The following is a 22,060-nucleotide window of genomic DNA, read 5'->3' as shown; positions in this document are numbered from 1 at the left end:
TGTGGCTCCTTGTTAATGACCGTTCAATAGATTGTTGATAAAGCATTTACTTAATAGACACTTGTGGTTTCAAGGTTTTGCTATTAGCGCGAGTGGGTAAACGTAATGGCCATACTTTTAGTGTTAGACGTGTTAACCATTCATCAAGATACAAACCAGCAAACAACGACATGGATAAACGCTGCACCCAAGGGCGTTGTGCTTGATAGCGCAATAACCCGCTTGCGATAAATAAGCTAAGGAACAGCCCCATGACCCAGAGGTCTGCCAGACTCAATGGCGATACTCGCAAAGACGGATTGATCGGTAATACAAAGGCGAAGAGAGTTTTCATCGTGCTATACAGAGTCAGCAATAAGAATGTTAATCCAATGGCAGGCCATAGGCTGGCTTTAAGCTGGTGGCTATGACGTTGCGCGATCAGCATAGTGAGCGCCAGACCAAATAAGAGCCAAATACTCCACACCCCTTGGTACTGGATCAAATACGCGGCGCTCATTACAAGACCTGTTGCGACCATCGCTGCCAGTACCCAATCCCAAATCGATGGTTCTTGCGCTGGGGCGAGTCGGCGCTGCAAATCCTCGTTAATGGCGTTGCCTGAATTCAAAAAAGCGTAGGCTTTGTAGGCCGAATGCGTTAACAGATGCAATAACGCCAGCTCAAATAAGCCCAACGCACACTCTATTAACATTAAGCCCATTTGTGCACTGGTCGACCAAGCAAGACGAACTTTTTGGCTGATACGGGTCGTCATAATCAGGGCGCTGATAAGGGTGGTGAGACCCGCCACGATAAGCACTAACCACTGGGCTTCAGAGACTTGCAACAATAAAGGACCAAAGAGGATTAATAAGAAGCCCCCTAGGTTGATTACACCTGCGTGCAATAACGCACTCACTGGTGTTGGTGCCTCGACCACCTGTATTAACCAGCCATGCACTGGCAGTTGCGCGCATTTAATCAGTGCCACCAAGGCAATAAGAACAGCCGCAATGCGTTCATTTGTGGTTAAGGTAAGCTCAGGATTCGATGCCAATCGATTAAAATGTTCGACAAGCTCATTGATAAATAAGGTGTTGTGGGCTTGGTATAAGCAGACAAAGGCCACTAGCAAGCAAAGCTCCGCCGTGCGAGCTAATAAAAATTTCTTGTGTGCGGCCAGAGCTGCTCTCGGGCGTTCGGGATAAAAGGTTAGTAGCTTGTGCAACGCCAAACTAATGCCAACCCAACCCAGCCAAAACAGCACCAAATGGTTGCTTATCACCACCAAGGAGACGGCCGCTAAGGTAGTCAGCAACCAGCGCCAGTACAGGTTCAGCCTAGGCTCAGATGCCATGTAGTTGCGTGAAAAGGCAATCAGAATCATGCCCATAAAAAGCACCAACGCCAGCATGACCATACTCAGGTTCGATACACTCAGATAGTGTTGAGACTGTGGTGATGGCCACAGAACCTTTGTGAACACAGCGCCAATAAACACCACTATAAGAGTAATACTCAGTGCTAAGAGCCTTTGACCGTGATTTTTAGCCTGGTGACCGTCTGTTTGTCGTCGACCGACCAGCCAACCTGCAATGGCCAAACTGAGTGGGATACTGAAAAAGAAAAGAGAAGATAGATAAATGCTCATAACGGGCCCCTTGGAAAACTGTTGAGCAGTATCGCAGAACTGGATTGATTAAAAAAATATATATAAAATAACTAAACGTTCACTTATATAGAATGATTATGAGCCGACTTAACTACCATCACTTATACTATTTTTGGCGTGTTGCCATCGTGGGGAACCTCACTCAGGTAGCCAGAGAGCTGCATATTTCGCAATCGGCGCTCTCGCTGCAAATAAAGCAGCTTGAACACAACATGGGTGTGGCTTTGTTTGAACGCAGCGGCCGTCGGCTTGTTTTGACTGACATGGGGCGGCGTGTGCAGGCCTATGCGGATGACATTTTTAATACGGGAGAAGAACTTGAGTCTTTTTTAAGTAAGGGAGTACAGGTTGAAACACAGCATTTATCGATCGGTGTCTTACCGACGTTGTCGAGAAACTTTGTGGAACATTTTGTCAGTCCGCTACTGGTCAAGCCAGAGGTCAGCTTTTCACTTACCTCACGAGGTATGAGTGATTTGCTCAATGGCTTAACCAATCATGAGCTCGATCTGGTGTTAACCAATCGTCCGATGAATGCAGAAACCAAGGAGGCGCCTTGGATTGTGCAACAAGTTTCTCGTCAGCCCCTCGCCATTGTTGGTCCGAAAGACAGTAAAATAGCGACGCCATTTCCACAGGGCTACGAATCGGCCCAGTGGATATTGCCAGGGAAGAATACCGAGATACGAGCTGCGTTTAATTTACTCTGCGCCACATGGCAGTACCAACCCAATGTGAAAGCCGAAGCCGATGACATGGCGATGTTGCGTCTTTTGGCCAGAGACAGCGGCGCTCTCGCTGTACTGCCGGCTGTGGTCGTGAAAGATGAAATTCAGCAAGGATTGTTGGAAGAATATCAACGCCTACCAGAGGCTTATGAACATTTTTACGCCATCACCACGCAGCGCAAATTTGTCCCGCAAGTCTTAATTGAGCTCTTGCAAAAAAGCCAAAACATCTAAAAGCTAGAACGTATAAAAGGCATATAATCACAAGGATAGCCCATGAGTCTTCAATCGAATAAACACGACAAAGTGCTTTTACCCCGAAGTAAAATGGCAGTAGCCGATCAAGTGTTACAAAACAGGCCTGAACTTTGGTACCAAGAGTACCCTTGGCCGCGTGTCGATGGGCACAAGTTTCATCGTGGCCACGTCGTGGTATTTGGTGGTGAAAACATGACGGGTGCGAGCCGTTTAACGGCTCGTGGTGCTATGCGAATCGGCTCCGGTTTGGTGACATTAGCGGCGCCCACTAAAGCTTGGCCTGTGTATGCCACGGCACTGACGTGTGTGATGGTGGCAAAGTTAGAACAAAGCCAAGAAGTGGAAGATTTTGAGGATCTACTATCAGACCCTCGCCATAATGCGATTGTCGTGGGACCAGGCGCAGGTTTGGCGGGTTTCGAATGCATTCGCACGCGAAAAATAGCATTAGCCGCGCTGGCGACAGGTCGTGCTACCGTGTTAGATGCAGACGCACTCAGTGCCTTTGCCGAAGATCCACAAACCCTGTTTGATGCGATTAATGGCTCTTGCGTGATGACACCCCACGAAGGCGAGTTTGCGCGACTGTTCCCAGACATTAATAACAGCCCTGAGATGAATAAAAACCAAGCCGACGACAAATTAACGAGAGCGCGTATGGCTGCCAAACTAAGCGGTGCTGTCGTGGTGTTAAAAGGCCCAGATACCGTGATTGTGGCTCCCGATGGTCGGGCGATTATTAATTCAAACGCTCCCGCAGATCTGGCAACTGGTGGGTCAGGAGATGTGTTGGCTGGTTTTATCGTTGGCCTACTGGCACAAGGTATGACGCCTTTTTATGCCGCGGCCGCCGCTGTTTGGTTGCATGGCGAAGCGGCGAATGAATTTGGTCCGGGGCTGATTGCCGAAGACTTACCAGAGCAACTGCCTACGGTGCTAAGAGAACTTAAAATGCGTTTTCCTAGCCAATAACTGGCTAGTGTTCTCCTGTAAGTAAATTTTATTAAGTGCCTTAAAAGCGCTTGTCATCTTTTCATACTTTTTAAATGTCATTGCCTGAGCATTTTTATGCTTGTGTTGACTATATTTCCTATACATTCGCTACCGAGTTATTCGGAGTAGAATCCATTTCCCCATCCATCTTTAAATAGACTCGATTTCAGTACATCTACGTTGATGTTAGACAACAACAATGTTTTTAAATCGAACTGAATTCATATCTTATGTGTTAGTCCATTATATTAAAATTCGTTAAAAAGCCATGCTAAATGTGTAAAAAAAACTAAAAAAATGTTATTAACTTTTCATAAGGATATGCTAAATTTGTGAAATTATTGCCGTATTTGTAAAGGATTTATAAAGAAATGATTAACAACTAGGGGTTATTCTATAGAGCAGAAATTGCCTAGCATAGCCTCAAACATTTTATTGAGGCTGGTTTATGAACCGAATCTACCGTGTTATTTGGAACTCATCGCTAGGTGTTTGGCAAGCTGTGAGTGAAATTGGAAAAAGCGCTGGGAAAAAGAAAAATCAAGGACGTCGTCATCGGGCACGACTCAAATTAATTGCAGGCAGTGTTTTTTTGGTCAGTGCTCAAGCTTATGCCGATGCACTGCCAACCAATGGATCGGTAAATTTAGGCTCAGGAACTATTTCTCAACCAAACGCTAAAACACTTAATATTACTCAAACAACCAACAAAATGGCCATAGACTGGCAGTCTTTTAGTGTGGGTCAAGACAGCGTTGTCAATTTCATCCAGCCTTCCTCTTCCTCTATTGCGTTAAACCGTGTTACTGGATCCGATGTATCCAGCATACAGGGTGCTATTAATGCCAACGGTCAAGTTTTCCTTATCAATCCTAACGGTATTTTGTTTGGAACAACAGCACAGGTTAACGTGGGTGGGTTAATCGCTTCTACGCGCAATTTAACAAACGAAAATTTCAGCGCTGGAAACTACTTGTTTGAAGGTGGTAACGGTAGCGCTGTTGTCAACCAAGGTCGTTTAGTAGCCACTGAGGGCGGCTATGTGGTGATGATTGCTGCCAAGATTGAAAATAGAGGAGACATTCTTGCTAATCAAGGCAGTGTGCAATTAGCGGCTGGTGACTCTGTATTAGTGAACATGGGAGGCACGGTTAGTGTCGAGGTACAGCAAGGTGCCATCGATGCATTGATTAAAAATGGTGGCGCAATCAAAGCTGACGGCGGTCATATTTTGTTTACCGCAAAAGCGGCTGGCGATCTTGCTGCCAGTGTTGTTAATAATACCGGTATTGTGGAAGCCACTAGTTTAGTGTCACAAGGTGGCGAAATCGTCTTTATGGGCGATGACATTACTAACAGTGGTACGATTGCATCTGATGGTGCAACAGGTGGAGGTCAAATCCTAGTCGGTGGTGATTGGCAAGGTACTAATGCCGATCAGTACCCGCACGCTACCAAGGTTACCTTGACGGAAACTAGCCAAATTTCAGCTGATGCGACGACGCAGGGTGATGGCGGTACCGTGGTTGTTTGGTCAGACATCAACAGTACAGATAGCGTGACGAAAGTGGCCGGTAATATCAGTGCACAGGGTCAAGGCGAAAACGGCAACGGCGGTAAAATTGAAACCTCCGGTCATGTATTAAATGTCGCACAAGATACCACAGTAAAAGCAGCAGAATGGTTGCTTGATCCAACGAATATAACTATCAGCGCTGGCAATGGTGGCAGTCTCACGAGTGACGCTACAAGCAGTGATATAGGCGCAGAAACAATCGAGACAGCGTTAAATGCAGGTACCAGTGTTACCGTTCAGACAGATTCAGAAGCGGCAGGAGATGGGGATATTACCGTTGCTGCAGATATTTTGAAATCATCCGGTGCTGAGGCAACACTTACATTAACCGCGGCAAACAATATTGTTATTAATGATGGTGTGTCTATCAGCGCCACAACTGGTTCGCTTAACACAGTACTGCGTGCCGATAATGACGGCAACAGTTCAGGCGCAGTTACTATGGGTGCCGGCTCATCGATTGTTACCAATGGCGGTGACGTTTGGATTGGTGGCGGAGCCAATAATGCAACATGGAATGGCTTAACCGTTGGCGACAGTACTGCGACAAGTGTCACAACTAAAGCCATTACGCTTGGTGCGGGCAATCTGAACATAGCATCCACTGGTGCTGTCAGTTTGGGAGCCATTACCTCGACGGATCCTTCAAGCACTATTGATGTTTCTTCCACTGGCGCTGTTACACAAACAGGTGCCATTACGGGCGGGCAAAAAGTCAACTTACTTGGCACAACGGGAACATACACCCTAACTAACGCATCTAACGCGATCGGTACGCTTACCGCTAATACAGGTAGCTTAAAGGTTACCAATAACCAAGATTTCTCACTTGGATCGATTGTCACCACCGGTAATGTTGAGCTGTCTTCTACGGGCACGGTTACGCAAGCGGCTGATACCGCCATTACGGGTGATCAAGCTCTGAACTTGCTTGGTACAGGAACATACACTTTAACAAATACGGGCAATGAAATTGCCTCGTTAGCTGCTAACACTGGTACCTTAAGTGTTACCAATAATCATGATTTCTCCCTTGGGTCTATCGTTACCACAGGCAATGTTGAATTGTCTTCCACCGGCACTGTTACACAAACAGGCGCTATTACGGGGGGGCAAAACGTCAACTTACTTGGCACAGCGGGAACATACACCCTAACTAACGCAGCTAATGCTATGGGCACTCTTACTGCCAATACAGGCAGTGTGAAATTGGTGACTAGCTCTGGGCAAAGTACTGGTGTTATTAACACAACTGGCGCATTGAACTTGACTTCTAATACATTGGCGATCAATGGCAATATTGATGCTGGTGCTGGGAACATAACGCTAAATACCCATATTTTGACGGTTAATAGCGGCACAGTGAAAAGTTCGGGCGCACTACAAATAGCGGCCAAATCAGCCGGCACAACCATTGGCATTGGTGGTGGAACAGGCACTCTGCAAATTACGGCGACTAATTTCAGTACAGATTTCGTCGATGGATTCTCTGAGATTACGATTGGCGGCGAGAATCAATCAGGAAATATTGATGTTGATACCACCGTATTAAAAGATGCATTGACACTGCAAACCACGGGTAGCATAACTCAAAGCGGTGCCATTACCGGTGATCAGAACCTGACATTGCTAGGTGGTGGGGCTCACACGTTAAATAATGTTGACAATGCGATAGGCCAGTTAACGGCCACCAGCAGCACTTTAGCCTTCCGTGGTGAGAGCTTTACTTTAGGAAATATTGCGACAACAGGTGCTGTTCAGTTATCCAGCACAGGTACCGTAACACAAGCGAGTGATACGGCCATCACAGGAGATCAAGCACTAAGTTTGTCTGGTGTAGGTGGTACGTATACCTTAAATAATACAGGCAATGAAATTTCCTCGTTGGCCGCTAATACTGGCACATTAAGTGTTACCAATAATCATGATTTTACTCTTTTGTCTATTACTACCTCAGGCGATGTTGAATTGTCTTCTACGGGTACGGTTACACAAACAGGCGCGATTACAGGCGGGCAAAATGTCAACCTACTTGGCACAGGGGGGACATACACCCTAACTAGCGCATCTAATTCGATAGGCACGCTTACCGCAAACACGGGTAGTGTTGAGCTGGTAAATAGTTCAGCTCAGACCACAGGTGCTATTACCACAACAGGCGCATTGAATTTAACCGCTAATGCTTTAACTCTTGGAGCTATTAATACTGGAAGCACAGTAACGCTGTCTTCCACTGGCGCGNGGCAATGATATTGCTTCATTGGCCGCCAATACTGGTACCTTAAGTGTTACCAATAACCAAGATTTCTCACTTGGATCGATTGTCACCACTGGTAATGTTGAGCTGTCTTCTACGGGCACGGTTACGCAAGCGGCTGATACCGCCATTACGGGTGATAAAGCTCTAAACTTGCTTGGTACAGGAACATACACCCTAACTAACGCATCTAATGCGATTGGCACGCTTACCGCAAATACAGGTAGTGTGGCGTTAGTGAACAGTTCAGCCCAAACCACTGGTGCGATTACCACAACTGGCGCACTTAACCTGACTTCTGATTCCTTAACCATCAATGAAAACATTGCCACTGGTGCGGGTAATATCACATTCAACACCGACTCTCTGACGATTGCGAGTGACAAAACGGTTACAGGGTCGGGGACTTTACAAGTAGCAACTAAATCAGTTGCTACGACGATTGGTGTTAATGGCGGTTCTGGGGCTTTACAAATCTTTACGGCTNGTCGGGGACTTTACAAGTAGCAACTAAATCAGTTGCTACGACGATTGGTGTTAATGGCGGTTCTGGGGCTTTACAAGTCTCTACGGCGGATTTTGCCGATGGTTTCTCTGGCATTACCATTGGCGGTGAGAGTCAATCCGGCAACATTGATGTTGGCGCAACCGCTTTGAACGATGCAACAACACTGCAAACCAGTGGAGTCTTGTCGGTAAACAATAATTTGGTGGCCGATGGGAATAACCTAACGCTAAAAGTAGGCCAGCTCACTATAGCAGATGATAAAACCATTTCTGGTAAAGGTGTGCTAACGGTTGCGTCTGAAACAGACAGTAAAGCGATTGATTTTGGCGGTTCCAACGTTAATGCTCTGCAATTAAATGCAGCGGATTTTGGTAGCAAAATTGCAAATGGCTTCTCTGACGTTGTTATTGGTGGAGCAGATCAAACAGGTGACATTAATATTGTAGAAGTTTCTACCTTGGCCGCCGCTGTTACAATGCAAACCAGTGGAGCCTTATCTGTTGACCATAATCTAGCGGCTGGTGCGAACAATCTGACGTTAAAGGTGGACACTCTTTCAATCGCTGCTGATCAAACCATTTCAGGTACAGGTGTACTGACGGTCGCTTCTAATACTGACAGCAAAACCATAGGTATCGGTGGAGCAGCAGGAGATTTGCAACTTACTGCTGACAATATTAATACTGACTTTGCCGAAGGTTTCTCGGAGGTTGTAATAGGTAGTGCGAGCCAATCAGGCAACATTACTCTTGCTGCTATTGCTCTAGACAATGCACTAACATTACAAACTTCTGGCGCAGTCACCCAAACGGGTGCCATTACAGGTGATCAGGATTTAAATTTACTTGGCGCAGGTGGCATGCATACCCTGACTAATGCAGGTAATGCCATTGGTAATCTAACCGCTAATACTGGTAGTGTGGCGTTGGTAAATGGTTCCGCACAAACCACTGGTGCTATTACCACGACAGGTGCTTTGAGCCTGACGTCTGACTCGTTAACCATCAATGAAAATATCGCCACTGGTGTTGGTAACATCACATTCAATACCGACGCTTTAACGATAGCGGATGGAAAAACAGTGGCTGGCTCAGGCAACTTGCAAATAACCACTAAAAAAGTTGATAAACTTATTGATGTAGGTGGCGCAACAGCCGATGCTCTGCAATTAACGACTACAAACATTAGTACGGATTTTGCCGACGGGTTTGCAAATATCACTATCGGTGGTGTCGGTCATACTGGTGGTATTGAAATTGGCGCAGACACAACCTTTAAAGACGTAGCAATACTGCAAACTAGTGGTGCTTTGTCAGTCAGTAATAATCTAGCCGCTGGTGCGAATAATCTGACGTTAAAAGTGGGTGAACTTTCGGTAGCCGATGGCAAAGCTATTTCTGGCACGGGTACATTGAACATTACGAGCGATGCAGCCAGCGACGCGATTAGTATTGTGGAAACGATTGACAATACTGCAGTGGACACACTTCAACTACTTTCTGCTGATTTTGTCTCAAAAATTGCGGATGGTTTCTCTAGCATTGTGATTGGTGATCCCAGTCAATCAGGCAATATTACCATTGGTGCCACCGCGTTTAACGACGCATTGACTTTACAGTCAACGGGCACAGTGACCCAAACCGGAGCCATTACCGGTGGGCAAGACTTGAATCTACTTGGTGCGGGTGGCACGCATACTCTGACAGATGAAGGTAACTCTATTGGAACACTAACTGCCAATACTGGAAGTGTTGAGTTTGTCAGTGCAAAAGAACTAGTAGGCGCAGCTGATATAACGACAGAGACCTCTCAGTTAGGCTCTATGATCACGTCTGGGGCATTAAGTGTTTCGACTGTAGAAGGTGACATTAGCGTATCTGAAGATCTAACCGCGGGCGGTGCTTTAACGCTTACGTCTGCGAAGGACATCACCGTAGAGAGTGGTAAAACCCTTACCTCTCCAGCAAGCATTACCTTGTATGGTACCAACATCACTCAGAAGGGTACTTTAGACGCCAGCAGTACAACGGCTAATGGCGGGTCTATTACTCTAGCAAAAGATGCTTCAACGGCAGCGGATTTTATCAGTCTAGAGGGCGTGTTAAACGCCAGCACGACCAATGGAACAGGCGGTACGATTATCACCAATGGTCAATCTGTGTTTCTAAATACCAGTGCTAACGTCACAACGGCTGGTAACACGGCCAAAGGGATCTGGAAAACGCCTGTTTCGACGTTTGATACCGTCGTGGCCGAAACCGGTGGTGATATTACTGGGCAAACCATATCTGATGCGTTAAAAACAGGTGATTACAAGCTGATCGCCAGTGCTGATAAAGTAACGTTGAGTGAAAAGCTCGCAACCCAGAATACACTTAAAGATTTAACTGATGCAGCGATTACTAGCGCCGATTTTGGTGGCATCACGATCAATGATGTCATTACCAAAGTAACTGTTGTCGGCGGAACAGAAGAAAAGCCGGTTGATATTACAACGGACACCACGCTTACCGTTGAGTCAACAAGCAATATCACTATCAACAGCGCGATTAGTTCAGAAAAACAACGCCTCAATGTCGTTTTAACAGCGAACAGTTACAAGACTGGTGGCGGTGATGTGACACTAGGTTCTGGTGGAAGCATTACTACGAATAAAGGTAACTTTTATGTGGGTAGTGTTGCTTTAATATCGGGTACAAACGGCCTATCGAATGTGTATTCAAACTCAACATATCATGATGCTGTCACCGCAACGGCTGATAACTTCATCATGAAGACCGGTAGCCAAGTCAATGTAGATTCCGGTTCATTAGTCGTGAAAGTCACAGAAGACATACAATTGCCTACTGGTGATGCCACTGGTAAATCTTACTCGATAAATTCTACCGCCAGCTCTTCAGGTTACAACAATGAGACGGAAACCAATCGCCTTCGTTCAGGAACCGCAAATAATGAACCCATAGGGACTGTCCCCGTTTCTGTGACACTCGAGGCTGGCGGTTCAATTACTGGCGCAAGTAAAGACTCTACCAAAATTAGCACGAACTCTTCATCTGCAACGGTAAATGTGACGAGTGCTGAGAATATAGGTTCTGCAGATTCTCCAGTATTATTCTCTAGTAATAATGGAACCATTAATATTACCAATACTGTCGGCCACTCATATATTAAGTTTGCTAATGGAAGCGAAAGCTCTAATTTCTCGGCTTTAAACTTAACAACAGATGTCAGTACTAAAAACACCACACAACGGATAGAATTTAATAGCGATGGATCACATAGGCTGTTAGCAACAACGGATGGGAATGGCCTGTTTAGCATTGCAAAGGGCGGCTTTGTAGATCAAACCACTTATAAAAGCATTACTATTAAAGCGCCTAACATTACCTTGGCGAGTGGCGCGATTGCTGCCACTGGAGGATCTACGTCTGTTAATTCTTCTGATAACGCACTTCTAAATGGAACAGGGCTGAATTTAACCTTAACCGCACTATCTGGATCGACGTACGGCGAGATAAAAGCAGACAATGCTGCATTAGATTACAGTTCAGGCACGGCACCCAGTGATTTTACAAACAAAGAAGTTTACTTACCAAATGGCACGCTGACTCTCAATGCTTTAGATATTGGAGTGAAAACCAGTGGTGATGACGTCTGGGGAAATGCGCTCGAGGTGACGGCGAATACGCTAAATATCAATAACTCTGGCGGTTCAACCTGGTTGCGTAATAGTGATTACAATAGCCTCAATTTCTCGTCAGCGGGGGGTAACACAACGGTTGGTAATCATCACATTTTGTCTACCAATGGTGACTTCTTCAATATAGAAACTAACGCGGCTGCGCAGACTATCATTCATACTATTGATGACGAGAATAAGTTGTCGGGTATTAAAACGGATAATAAAAACGTTAGCTTAAAGACGGGATTTTCAACCACTGAAGCGCGAGACATTATCATGGCAGATAATGCGGTTGATATTGGTGCGGCCACACTGTCTTTAACCTCTTACTATGGTAGAAAGATTCTGGCTTATTCAGTCGACCATATTCAGAATGTTGGTGATACTATTCCAGCAACCATATTATCAGATGAATCTAAATTGACACCAACGGTTACCGTTGGCAATTTAAACCTGACGGTGGCAAATAATAATCATGACACCAATAAAGCCTCAATCGGTGGTGGCGGCTATACCCTTAAAGTCGCCAAAGGCGGAGAAGTTGGCGAAGCCAATGTGGGTAATAACGTACTGACAATTAATAATGAAAGCGGCGATATTGCGATTAATGAACTGTCTGCTGAGCACTTTAAAACCATTAAAGTTAATTACTCAAACACGGATAACACGGCAAGAGCGCATACTGTCGCGATTGATTTGTTTGACAATAGCTCTGTCACTGAAAATCTTAATTATTCAGATACCGGCAATGGCCTGATTACTTTAGAGGCGGCGAGTAGCAGTGTCGAGGCGGCGAGTAGCAGTGTCGATTTATCTGGATTCAACCGTAATTTTGACCTGTACGCCTACAATAAAGACATTCAGGTGAACAACATTTATGGTGGTTCCGGTTATTTCAACTTATCTTCAATTACTAAGAGTATTACTTTAAATGGCGATGTGAATACCAATGGCGGAGACATAGCGCTAACCAGTAATACGTTTAAACTTGCCAGTACTTCACGCATTGATAGCAATGCAGACGATGCTAGTAACAACGCGTCAACAGGAAGTTCAGGCAATATTATATTGCGAAGCTCAAGTTCTAATATAGGTGTTGACCTGTCTTCGAACAGTGATGTGTTAGCGACTTTAACGCTTGATTCAAGCTCAAGTGACGGCTCAGGTGGAAATATCACCACAGACATGAATGCCACTAATAGTGCAGGTAGTGTAGGTTCGTACCTAACGGGACTATCGTTTATTGGCTCTGGAGTAACGACTGAGCAAGATGGTTCGATTTCATTAACGGGTGCAAGTTTTGCGATCAATGGTGATTTCGTTGCAAAAGGAAAGGTAGCGTTAAGCGGTGGGGAATCGACCTCTTCAACGAATGCAACTAACGTGTTAATAGATACGAATGCGTCAGGTAATATCACCTTCTCTGGTTACAGTTTATCAGGCAGTTCAGGTCAAAAATATGATTTCGATACCAGTTCTACTATAGGTGATGGTGGCGACGTTAATTTGTACCCCGCCTCAACCACAGGCACATTTAGCGCAGGTTCGATAGCTGTTAATACTTCGACTACGGCTACTGGGTATTCCTCTGGAAAAATAACGCTACCAGCCGTTACCACGACTAGAAATACCGGTTCTTATAGTACAACCAGTGAGCAACTCTATACAGGGTCCACTATTACCCTTAATGGTAATCTACAATCTAATCAGGCCAATATTAGGCTAGATGGCTCTGAAATAGTGTTGGCCACTGATGTGTCGATTGATACCTATACTGGATTTGTATCAGGCCAAACTAAGGATACCCCTAACGTGAAGGCTGGGGATGTCCTCATTTTAGGTGGCAAGCTGATTAATAACGATTCAGCCAACTCCTTTGCAATAGACACCAGTGGTAATAAGGGGGCAACGGACTTTGCAGCCGATAATGGCCGTATATTCTTTAGAGATTACTCCACAGAAAAGGCAACGTTCAATAACTTTAGTATTGTCGGTGGAATCGGATCTAATTTGACAGACGGTGGAAGCGGATTAAGTAGTCTTTTTAATTATTCGGCAACAGGTCAAGTAACCATTGGACAAATGGACGGTGGCGCTTTTATTTTAGATGGTTTAAAAGCCGGTAGTTTGTTGCTTAAAGGATCGAGTTATCTCACTACTAATTACACAGTTTCTGGCAATATTGGTACAGGGTCGGATGAGAGCTTTGTTGCTGGAACCTTAGCCGCAACAAACGTAGGCTCATTGGACGTGACGACAGACAATGCCTTGAATGTGGGTAGCCTGTCTTCTATCAATGGTGTGTCTGCGACTGGTAAAGTGAAAATCACAACTAAAGCAGGCGATTTAACGGTCAATAACAACATTACTACTGCTTCAGTAGACAATGACGCTATCACACTGAATGCAGGCTTAGACACAGCAGTAGGCACTGCAACAGGCGGTAATGTTCTACTCAAAAGTAGTACTTTGTCTACAGGAGTTGGGGGGCGAGCAACCGTCTACACTGGCAGTATCGAAGACAGTGGTTCGTATAATTTTGGTAACGGTCGTTACCGATACAACAGTGACGAAACAAAAACCAATTACACGGTCGCTTTAGGTGACGAAACAAATACCAATTACACGGCCGCTTTAGGCACGGGTAATTACGCTATTTACCGTGAGCGACCCACGTTAACCATTGGTTTTAGTTTTGAGAAGGTATACGACGGCCTTGAATTGGCACCTAGTTCTACTTCGGCCTCGTTTACAGGGATTGTGAATGGTGATAAATCGCAGTTTACAGACCAACTAGTTTGGAAAAATGCCGTTGAAGATCAAAAAATCTTAAATGCCGGCGAGTATAATATTGCAAGAACTGGGACTTATACCGGCGCATCTGAACTGGGTTACAAGGTTGTAAATTCAGAAAACTTGAAGTACACCATTTCACGTAAAGACCTAACGGTTAGTTTAGCCAATCAGACCAAGGTTTATGATGGTAATACAGCGGCAGCGTTGACTAATAATAATTTTAATTTAAGTGGTTTTATTGGTAGTGAAAGTCTTACTGTTACCAAAAAAACGGGGACCTATAATTCTAAAGATGTTGTTAATGCCAATAGCGTTACAACCAGTTTGGCATCGAATGATTTCGATGAAGTCGATGGAACGTCAGCTTCTAACTATGTATTACCGACTACGGCAACGGGTTCTGCGAATATTACTCAACGCACCTTAACCGCTTCGATTACGGGTACACCGACCAAAGTCTATGACGGCAATACGGATGCGACATTGACTAATGCTAATTTCAGTATTACGAATTTAGTGGATGGAGATAGCTTCACCGTCAGTAAATCAACAGGCACTTACAACGATAAAGATGTGCTTGATGCCAGCAGTGTGACGACCGCTTTAACCACTGGAGACTTTACTCAGGTTGGCTCAACGCTTGCTAGCAACTACACCATGCCAGTGACGGCCACAGGGAAGGGGAGTATTACTGCCAGAACGCTCACTGCTTCGATTATTGATACGCCAACTAAAGTGTACGATGGTAATACCGATGCGACACTGACCAATGGCAATTTCAGCATAGCGAACTTGGTTGATGGCGAGGGCTTCACTGTGAGAAAAGAAACAGGGACTTATGACGATAAAGATGTCGCAGATGTCAGCAGCGTTACCACGAGTTTATTAGCAAATGATTTCGCTGTAGTGGGCTCGACTCTTGCTAGTAACTACACCATGCCAGTGACGGCAACAGGTTCAGGTAGTATTACCGCGAGAACGCTCACGGCTTCTATTATCAATACGCCAACAAAAGTGTATGACGGTAGTACAAATGCCGCGCTAACTAGCAGTAACTATAGCATAGCGAACTTGGTAGGCGATGAAAGCTTCACCGTCACTAAAGCAACAGGAAGCTATAACGATAAAGATGTCGCTGATGCCAGCAGTGTGACTACCAGATTGGTTGCAAATGATTTTGATGCGGTAGGTGCCACGTTAAAATCGAATTACAACTTGCCTATTACCGCAACCGGTGATGCGAAAATCAATGCCCGTCCGCTTGTCGCTGTTGCAACGACGAAAGATAAGATATTCGACGCCACAACAGACACGACCACGACGTTAACGATAGCAGCGGAAGACGTTAATCTAAGAGAACTCAATGACAGCAATAAACCATTAGTCGTTAATGGTGTGGTTGGCAATGAAAATGTCATTCTGACTTTTACTGATGCTACTTTCTCGGATGAGATGGTGGGTATGGATAAAACAGTTACCCTTAACGGTTTAACCGTCGCTGGTATTGATGCGGCTAACTACATTGTTATGGTTAAAGATGCTCTGGGTGGTTTAACCGCGCCGGCTAGCAAAATGACCACAACCGCAGACATAAACCCAAATAATACACCTGTGGTGACCATCCCCGTAGCGCCACCTGCGCCGGTCGTGATTCCTCAGCCAAACTTGGGTAATGCCCCTGTGGTTGCTGTTGGGGGAATGCAAGTGGTTGCGATTGAGTCAACTGGGTCGACTACTTCGGTCAGTTCAGGAGCGCAAGGCGAAGCCGCAGTAGACGGTATTTTATTGTCGCAGGTTAATAGCGGAGCCAGTTTCGATAACCAAGTATTCATAGTAGATGGTGGTGTTAATACGGTCGCTGCTGTAACCCCTGTAGAAACCGCAGCACCAATAGAAACCGCAGCACCAACAGACACTGCCGTACCTGTTGAAGCCGCCTCACCTGTTGAGTCAACGGCTGTGGAACCAGCGACGCCTACAGAGGTTGATAATACAGTAGAGACGACTTCCTCAGATGAAACTGACAACACTGTAGAGTCTGTTGATCCATCAACGGCTGACAATTAGGATTAAGGTTAGATTTTATGAAAAGAGTATTACTCAAAAAAAGTATAACAACGCCTTTGAATTTATCCGTTGCGGTTTTCTTGACGACTGTTTCAGTAGCATCTAGTGCGGAGTCTTTACCACCGACTAACTCAGGCACATTGATACAGCAAACACAGCAAGGGTTAATCGCACCTGTTCCGTCTGATTTTACCATTCAATTCGACGGCAACGCATTAACCGAGGCTGCGAGCGGTGGTCCGCAAGCTGTGTTGAAAAAGCTGCAAATTACAGGTACTTCAGTATTTACTGAGGAAGCAATATTAGTCGGCTTGGGGGATATTTTAGAGAAGTCCTATGACCTCGCTGGTTATCGCAATTTAGCCAATACAATTAGCCAGTTTTACCGAGATCGCGGTTATCCATTTGCGAGAGCTTATATACCAGCTCAGAGTATGAAAAATGGAGAGTTGCGGATTGATGTGTTGGAAGGTAAATATGGTCGCGCTACGGCTAGAGCCACTCAAGATATCCAAGCGCAAGCTCAAGCGTATTTATCAACTGTTATGCCTAATGAAGTCATTGAGTCCAGTAAGCTTGAGCGCATTTCATTGATCATGAATGATATTCCTGGTTACAAAGCATTGCCTTCTATTAGCCCTGGCGATAGAACAGGCACAGCCAATCTGAATGTGCTTTTAATTCCTGAGCAGCAAATGTTTGGGGACGTCACGATTGATAATCAAGGCAGCCGCTACACTGGTTATAACCGTGTGCAGTCAGGTGTTAAAAAAGCACACATGTTCAATTTTGGTGATGAGTTGACTGCGCGAGTGATGTTTACAGACGAGGCAATGGTATTTGGTAATTTGGGTTATAGTTTTGCTGTTATGCCTAATGGGTTAAGAGGGAACGCTGCATACAGTCAAACCCGATATAGCCTCGGAAAAGAATATTCATCATTAGATGCTATTGGTCGTTCAAATATTTATAGCTTGGGCTTAAGTTACCCATTGGTTCGCTCACAACTGACTAACATCAATGCAAAAGCAAGCTTTGAACGTAAAGAGTTGATGGATTTCTATCAAGCTTCCAATAATAAATTAACAAAATCGATAAACAGTATTCCTTTGTCTTTAGCATTTGATACTCGCGATCAATTTTTAGAAGGAGGCATAACCTACGGAGCGCTCACGCTTGGTTTTGGTGATCTTAATTATGATCAGGATACCGCCAATACGAAGGGAGGGTTTATGAAAACGACGTTGGACATTGCGCGTATCCAGTCGTTACCCGCGGGGTTCAGTATGTTTATTAAAGGAAGCATCCAAAAAGCGAGCCAAAACCTCGATTCCTCTGAAGATCTGTATCTAGGAGGATCGAATGCTGTGCGAGCTTATCCTTCAGGAGAAGCCGGTGTGAATGGTGGTGGCGATGAGGGCTACTTTACTCAGGTAGAGTTACGTTACAGTATTAATGAATACACCCCTTACGTATTCTATGATGCAGGTAGAGTAAATACGTACGCAAAACCGACTCAGTCCTTGACTAACGAAACACGCGATTTAGCGGGCGGCGGTGTTGGCTTGAAGTATGTTAGAGGCGACTGGAGTGCGGATGTCTTTGCGGCGTGGAGAACAGAGGGTGGAGCACCTGTCTCAGATATCTATGAAAACGCGAAACCGCGTGTTCTCGGGTCTTTGACGTATCGTTTTGGCGGTAGTAAGCCAGCCCCGATTGATGGATCTACATTAACAAATGGTTTAGTTCAGTAAAAATAGCCTTAATTAGTCAGTCTATAAAAAAACTCGTCAACATAACGTTGACGAGTTTTTTTAGCAAGAAAAGTAAGGGTAGGATTAACTCACCATTCTGTGAGGGTCGATAACGAATTTCTTCGCGGCACCGCCATCAAAATCCGCATAGCCTTGTGGGGCTTGATCCAGTGAGATCATCTGCACATTCACCGCTTTTGCGATGTCGATTTTATCAAACAAGATGGCTTGCATTAGGGCGCGATGATATTTCATCACGGGACATTGTCCTGTATGCAGGGAGTGAGATTTCGCCCAGCCAAGACCAAAACGCATGCTTAAGCTGCCTTGTTTGGCGGCATCGTCAGTGGCACCTGGATCTTCTGTGACATACAGACCCGGAATACCAATTTGCCCGCCAGCGCGAGTCATCGTCATGGCCGAATTTAGTACCACAGCAGGGGATTCTTGATGGTGATTACAACCACAAGCATGGGCTTCAAACCCCACACAATCCACAAAAGCATCGACTTCTCTATCCCCAAGAATCGCTTCGATCTTATCTTGAATATCGCCATCTTGTTTTAGATCGATGGTTTCACAGCCAAAAGAACGGGCTTGATTGAGTCGATCTTCGATCATATCGCCGACAATCACGCAGGCGGCACCCAGCAAATGCGCAGAAGCCGCCGCGGCCAAACCAACAGGGCCTGCGCCTGCGATATACACGGTAGAGCCAGGACCCACACCTGCGGTCACGCAGCCATGAAAACCCGTTGGGAAAATATCAGATAGCAGCGTGAGGCTTTGGATTTTTTCGCGGGCTTGATCGGCATCGGGGAATTTAAGTAAATTGAAATCCGCGTAAGGTACCATCACATAGTCGGCTTGTCCGCCAACCCAACCGCCCATATCCACATAACCATAAGCCGCACCGGGGCGAGCAGGGTTAACATTTAGACAAATCCCCGTTTTGCCTTCTTTACAGTTACGGCAACGACCGCAAGCGATGTTAAACGGCACAGACACCAAATCACCTACCTTAATGAATTCGACATCGCGGCCACATTCAATGACTTCGCCGGTGATCTCATGACCCAACACCAACCCCGTTGGCGCCGTCGTACGACCCCGTACCATGTGTTGATCACTGCCACAAATATTCGTCGTGACCACTTTTAAGATCACACCGTGATCGCATCGGCGCTTGCCAATGGCCAACTCAGGAAAGGGGATAGCGTCGACTTTAACCGTGCCATTACCTTGGTAAATAACACCGCGATTTGCATGAGTACTCATAACCACATCCTTTTTGCTGTTGTTTTTGTTTTTGCGTATGTTTGGTTATTCTGTCACCAGACACAAAAACAATGGGTCTTTGTACGACATAAAAGCGTGTTGAAAGCGACAGGCGTGTTTAGTATGTTCGTTTTATATATTTGAAATTCTTATCAATAAATAGAAAAAACAAATTTAATTAAATTATTGGCTTGAGTCACACTGGACATCCTTCAAAAATAACAATATGTACATTTAATCCCGCTTTAACCAAGGGTGGGAGTACAGCTCGCTCATACAAAGAGTGAGAAAACAGGAGAATGATAAATGCTAGATACAATTAATCCACTGGGTACGGATGGTTTTGAGTTTGTTGAATACACAGCGGCAAACAAAGAAGGCATCGAAAATTTAAAACAGCTTTTTGTGTCTCTTGGCTTTACAGAAGTCGCCAAGCACAGGTCTAAAGAAGCTTGGTTATTTAAACAAGGTGATATTAATTTTATCGTCAATGCTGAGCCAAATTCGCAAGCGGAAGCCTTTGCTCGTGAGCATGGCCCTAGTGTTTGCGCGATGGCGTTTAGAGTGAAAGACGCTGCACACGCGTTTGAGCATGCGTTAGCGAACGGTGCAAAAGCCTACCAGAATCAGGTTGGGCCTATGGAGTTGAATATTCCAGCGGTATACGGCATTGGTAGCAGTTTGTTGTACTTTGTTGATCGTTACGGTGCTCGTTCTGTCTATGATGTTGATTTCAAATACTACGACAACTGGGAAGCTCTCATGGCAGAACAGAGTGTCGGGTTGGAAGTATTGGATCACCTGACGCACAATGTGATGCGCGGTAACATGAATCTGTGGTCAGGGTTTTATGAGCAGATCGGTAACTTCCGTGAAATTCGCTACTTTGACATTGAAGGCAAACTAACTGGCTTGGTGTCGAAAGCCATGACAGCCCCCTGCGGCAAGATTCGTATTCCCATTAACGAATCTTCTGACGACAAATCCCAAATCGAAGAATTTATCCGCGAATACAAGGGCGAAGGCATTCAGCACATCGCTTTATCAACCGATAATATTTACGAAACGGTTCGCGTTCTACGCAGCCGTGGTATGGACTTCATGCCAACGCCGGACACCTATTACAGTAAGGTAAACGAGCGTGTAGAAGGCCATGAAGAAGATTTAGATCTATTGCGTGAATTGCGCATTCTGATTGACGGTGCGCCAATGAAAGACGGCATTCTGTTGCAAATCTTTACCAAAACCGTAATTGGTCCAGTTTTCTTCGAAATCATTCAGCGTAAAGGCAACGAAGGCTTTGGCGAGGGCAATTTTAAAGCCTTGTTTGAGTCTATCGAAGAAGATCAAGTACAACGCGGAGTGTTTGAAAATGCGTAAATGGACGTCATTTCCGTTAAAAGAAGGAGATGTGTCTCGTCAAGCCCACGCGGACTTTCCGGATAGCGCGATTTATGAGCGAGAAGCCGGCCGCAGTGGTTTTTTTGGACCAGCGACGCATTTTCATCATCGACATGCCCCGACGGGTTGGACAGATTGGCAGGGGCCATTGCGCCCCCGTCTGTTTGACTTTAATAACCTAACCGATAACGCAGGTCATTCACCTTGGTCTGTGCCTAACCTGCTATTCAATGCCCATTGTAAGATGCGCACTTGGCGAATCAGTGATCGTATGGAGCGCTTGGCGCGCAATGCCGATGGCGACGAGCTGCTGTTTATCCACGAGGGCAGCGCCGATTTGTTCTGTGATTACGGTCATTTAGAAATTCGCGATGGTGATTACGTGGTGATTCCGCGTTCAACCATGTGGCGACTTGAACCTAAGTCTGATATGACGATTCTGATGATCGAAGCCACCAACGACAGTTACCAACTGCCGGACAAAGGTTTAGTGGGCAACCACGCGATTTTTGACCCTGCGATGCTGGACACGCCAAAAATCAACGAGGCGTTCCAAGCACAGTATTCAGAGCAAAGCTGGCAGGTAGAAGTAAAACGCCACGGTCAGGTTTCCACCATCACTTACCCTTACAATCCACTAGACGCTGTGGGTTGGCATGGGGATTTGACGGTGATGCGCATTAATTGGCGTGATATTCGTCCTTTGATGAGCCACAGATACCATTTGCCACCGTCTGCGCACAGCACTTTTGTGGCACAACGTTTTGTGGTGTGTACTTTTGTGCCACGTCCTATCGAAAGCGATCCCGGTGCGTTAAAAGTGCCATTTTATCATGACAATGTGGACTACGATGAAGTGTTGTTTTACCACGCGGGTGATTTTTTCAGCCGTGACAATATCGAAAAAGGCATGGTCACCTTTCATCCCGCGGGTTTTACGCATGGGCCTCACCCCAAAGCGTTTGCGGCCGGGCGTGAATATAAGAAAAAATTCACTGACGAAGTCGCTGTCATGTTGGACACCCGTGATGCACTAGAGATTTCTGAAGCGGCCTTTACCACGGAAAATGCCGATTACGTTAACAGCTGGAAAGCCAAGCCTTAAGGA

General features: G+C 45.5%; 9 protein-coding genes. 7 read left to right on the top strand and 2 right to left on the bottom strand.

Translation table 11 applies throughout. The features are described 5' to 3' along the window. Nucleotides 1-46 precede the first annotated feature (46 nt). Complete coding sequence (locus EBI00_RS04010; RefSeq protein ID WP_174714888.1) at nucleotides 47-1,633, bottom strand: NADH-quinone oxidoreductase subunit L; 1,587 nt, start codon at nucleotides 1,631-1,633, stop codon at nucleotides 47-49. Nucleotides 1,634-1,731: 98 nt separating this feature from the next. On the opposite strand from EBI00_RS04010, the gene EBI00_RS04005 reads away from it, so the two are divergent. From EBI00_RS04005 to EBI00_RS03980, 5 genes are all read left to right on the top strand, one after another. Next, entirely contained in the window at nucleotides 1,732-2,616 is an 885-nt protein-coding gene (locus EBI00_RS04005) for a LysR family transcriptional regulator (RefSeq protein ID WP_123094634.1), read from the top strand. Between the two features lie 42 nt (nucleotides 2,617-2,658). Then, nucleotides 2,659-3,612 (top strand): NAD(P)H-hydrate dehydratase, encoded by a 954-nt coding sequence (locus EBI00_RS04000; protein WP_241556942.1) that lies wholly within the window; start codon nucleotides 2,659-2,661, stop codon nucleotides 3,610-3,612. Between the two features lie 469 nt (nucleotides 3,613-4,081). Further along, on the top strand, nucleotides 4,082-7,459 hold the full coding sequence (locus EBI00_RS03995; protein ID WP_123094633.1) for a two-partner secretion domain-containing protein: 3,378 nt from the start codon (nucleotides 4,082-4,084) through the stop codon (nucleotides 7,457-7,459). 660 nt (nucleotides 7,460-8,119) lie between these two features. Then, nucleotides 8,120-16,519, top strand: a complete 8,400-nt coding sequence (locus EBI00_RS03985) for a beta strand repeat-containing protein (RefSeq protein ID WP_123094631.1) — start codon at nucleotides 8,120-8,122, stop codon at nucleotides 16,517-16,519. Between the two features lie 17 nt (nucleotides 16,520-16,536). After that, complete coding sequence (locus tag EBI00_RS03980; RefSeq protein ID WP_123094630.1) at nucleotides 16,537-18,273, top strand: ShlB/FhaC/HecB family hemolysin secretion/activation protein; 1,737 nt, start codon at nucleotides 16,537-16,539, stop codon at nucleotides 18,271-18,273. Nucleotides 18,274-18,357: 84 nt separating this feature from the next. Here the strand turns inward: EBI00_RS03980 and fdhA are convergent, their stop codons facing one another. Further along, nucleotides 18,358-19,551 carry a formaldehyde dehydrogenase, glutathione-independent gene (fdhA, locus tag EBI00_RS03975; RefSeq protein WP_123094629.1) on the bottom strand — a complete coding sequence of 398 codons (1,194 nt, stop codon included), beginning with the start codon at nucleotides 19,549-19,551 and terminating at the stop codon, nucleotides 18,358-18,360. A gap of 306 nt (nucleotides 19,552-19,857) precedes the next feature. Here fdhA and hppD point away from each other — a divergent pair, with 306 nt between their 5' ends. Next, entirely contained in the window at nucleotides 19,858-20,931 is a 1,074-nt protein-coding gene (hppD, locus tag EBI00_RS03970) for a 4-hydroxyphenylpyruvate dioxygenase (RefSeq protein ID WP_123094628.1), read from the top strand. Continuing rightward, nucleotides 20,924-22,057, top strand: coding sequence for a homogentisate 1,2-dioxygenase (locus EBI00_RS03965; protein ID WP_123094627.1), 1,134 nt, complete (start codon nucleotides 20,924-20,926; stop codon nucleotides 22,055-22,057). Before hppD ends, EBI00_RS03965 begins: the two co-directional genes overlap by 8 nt. The last annotated feature ends 3 nt before the right edge of the window (nucleotides 22,058-22,060 follow it).

Origin of the sequence: Marinomonas hwangdonensis, from assembly GCF_003721245.1 — a bacterium.
Taxonomy (GTDB): Bacteria; Pseudomonadota; Gammaproteobacteria; order Pseudomonadales; family Marinomonadaceae; genus Marinomonas; species Marinomonas hwangdonensis.
The sequence above is the reverse complement of the archived record's forward strand: the minus strand, read 5'-3'. Positions and strand labels throughout refer to the sequence as shown.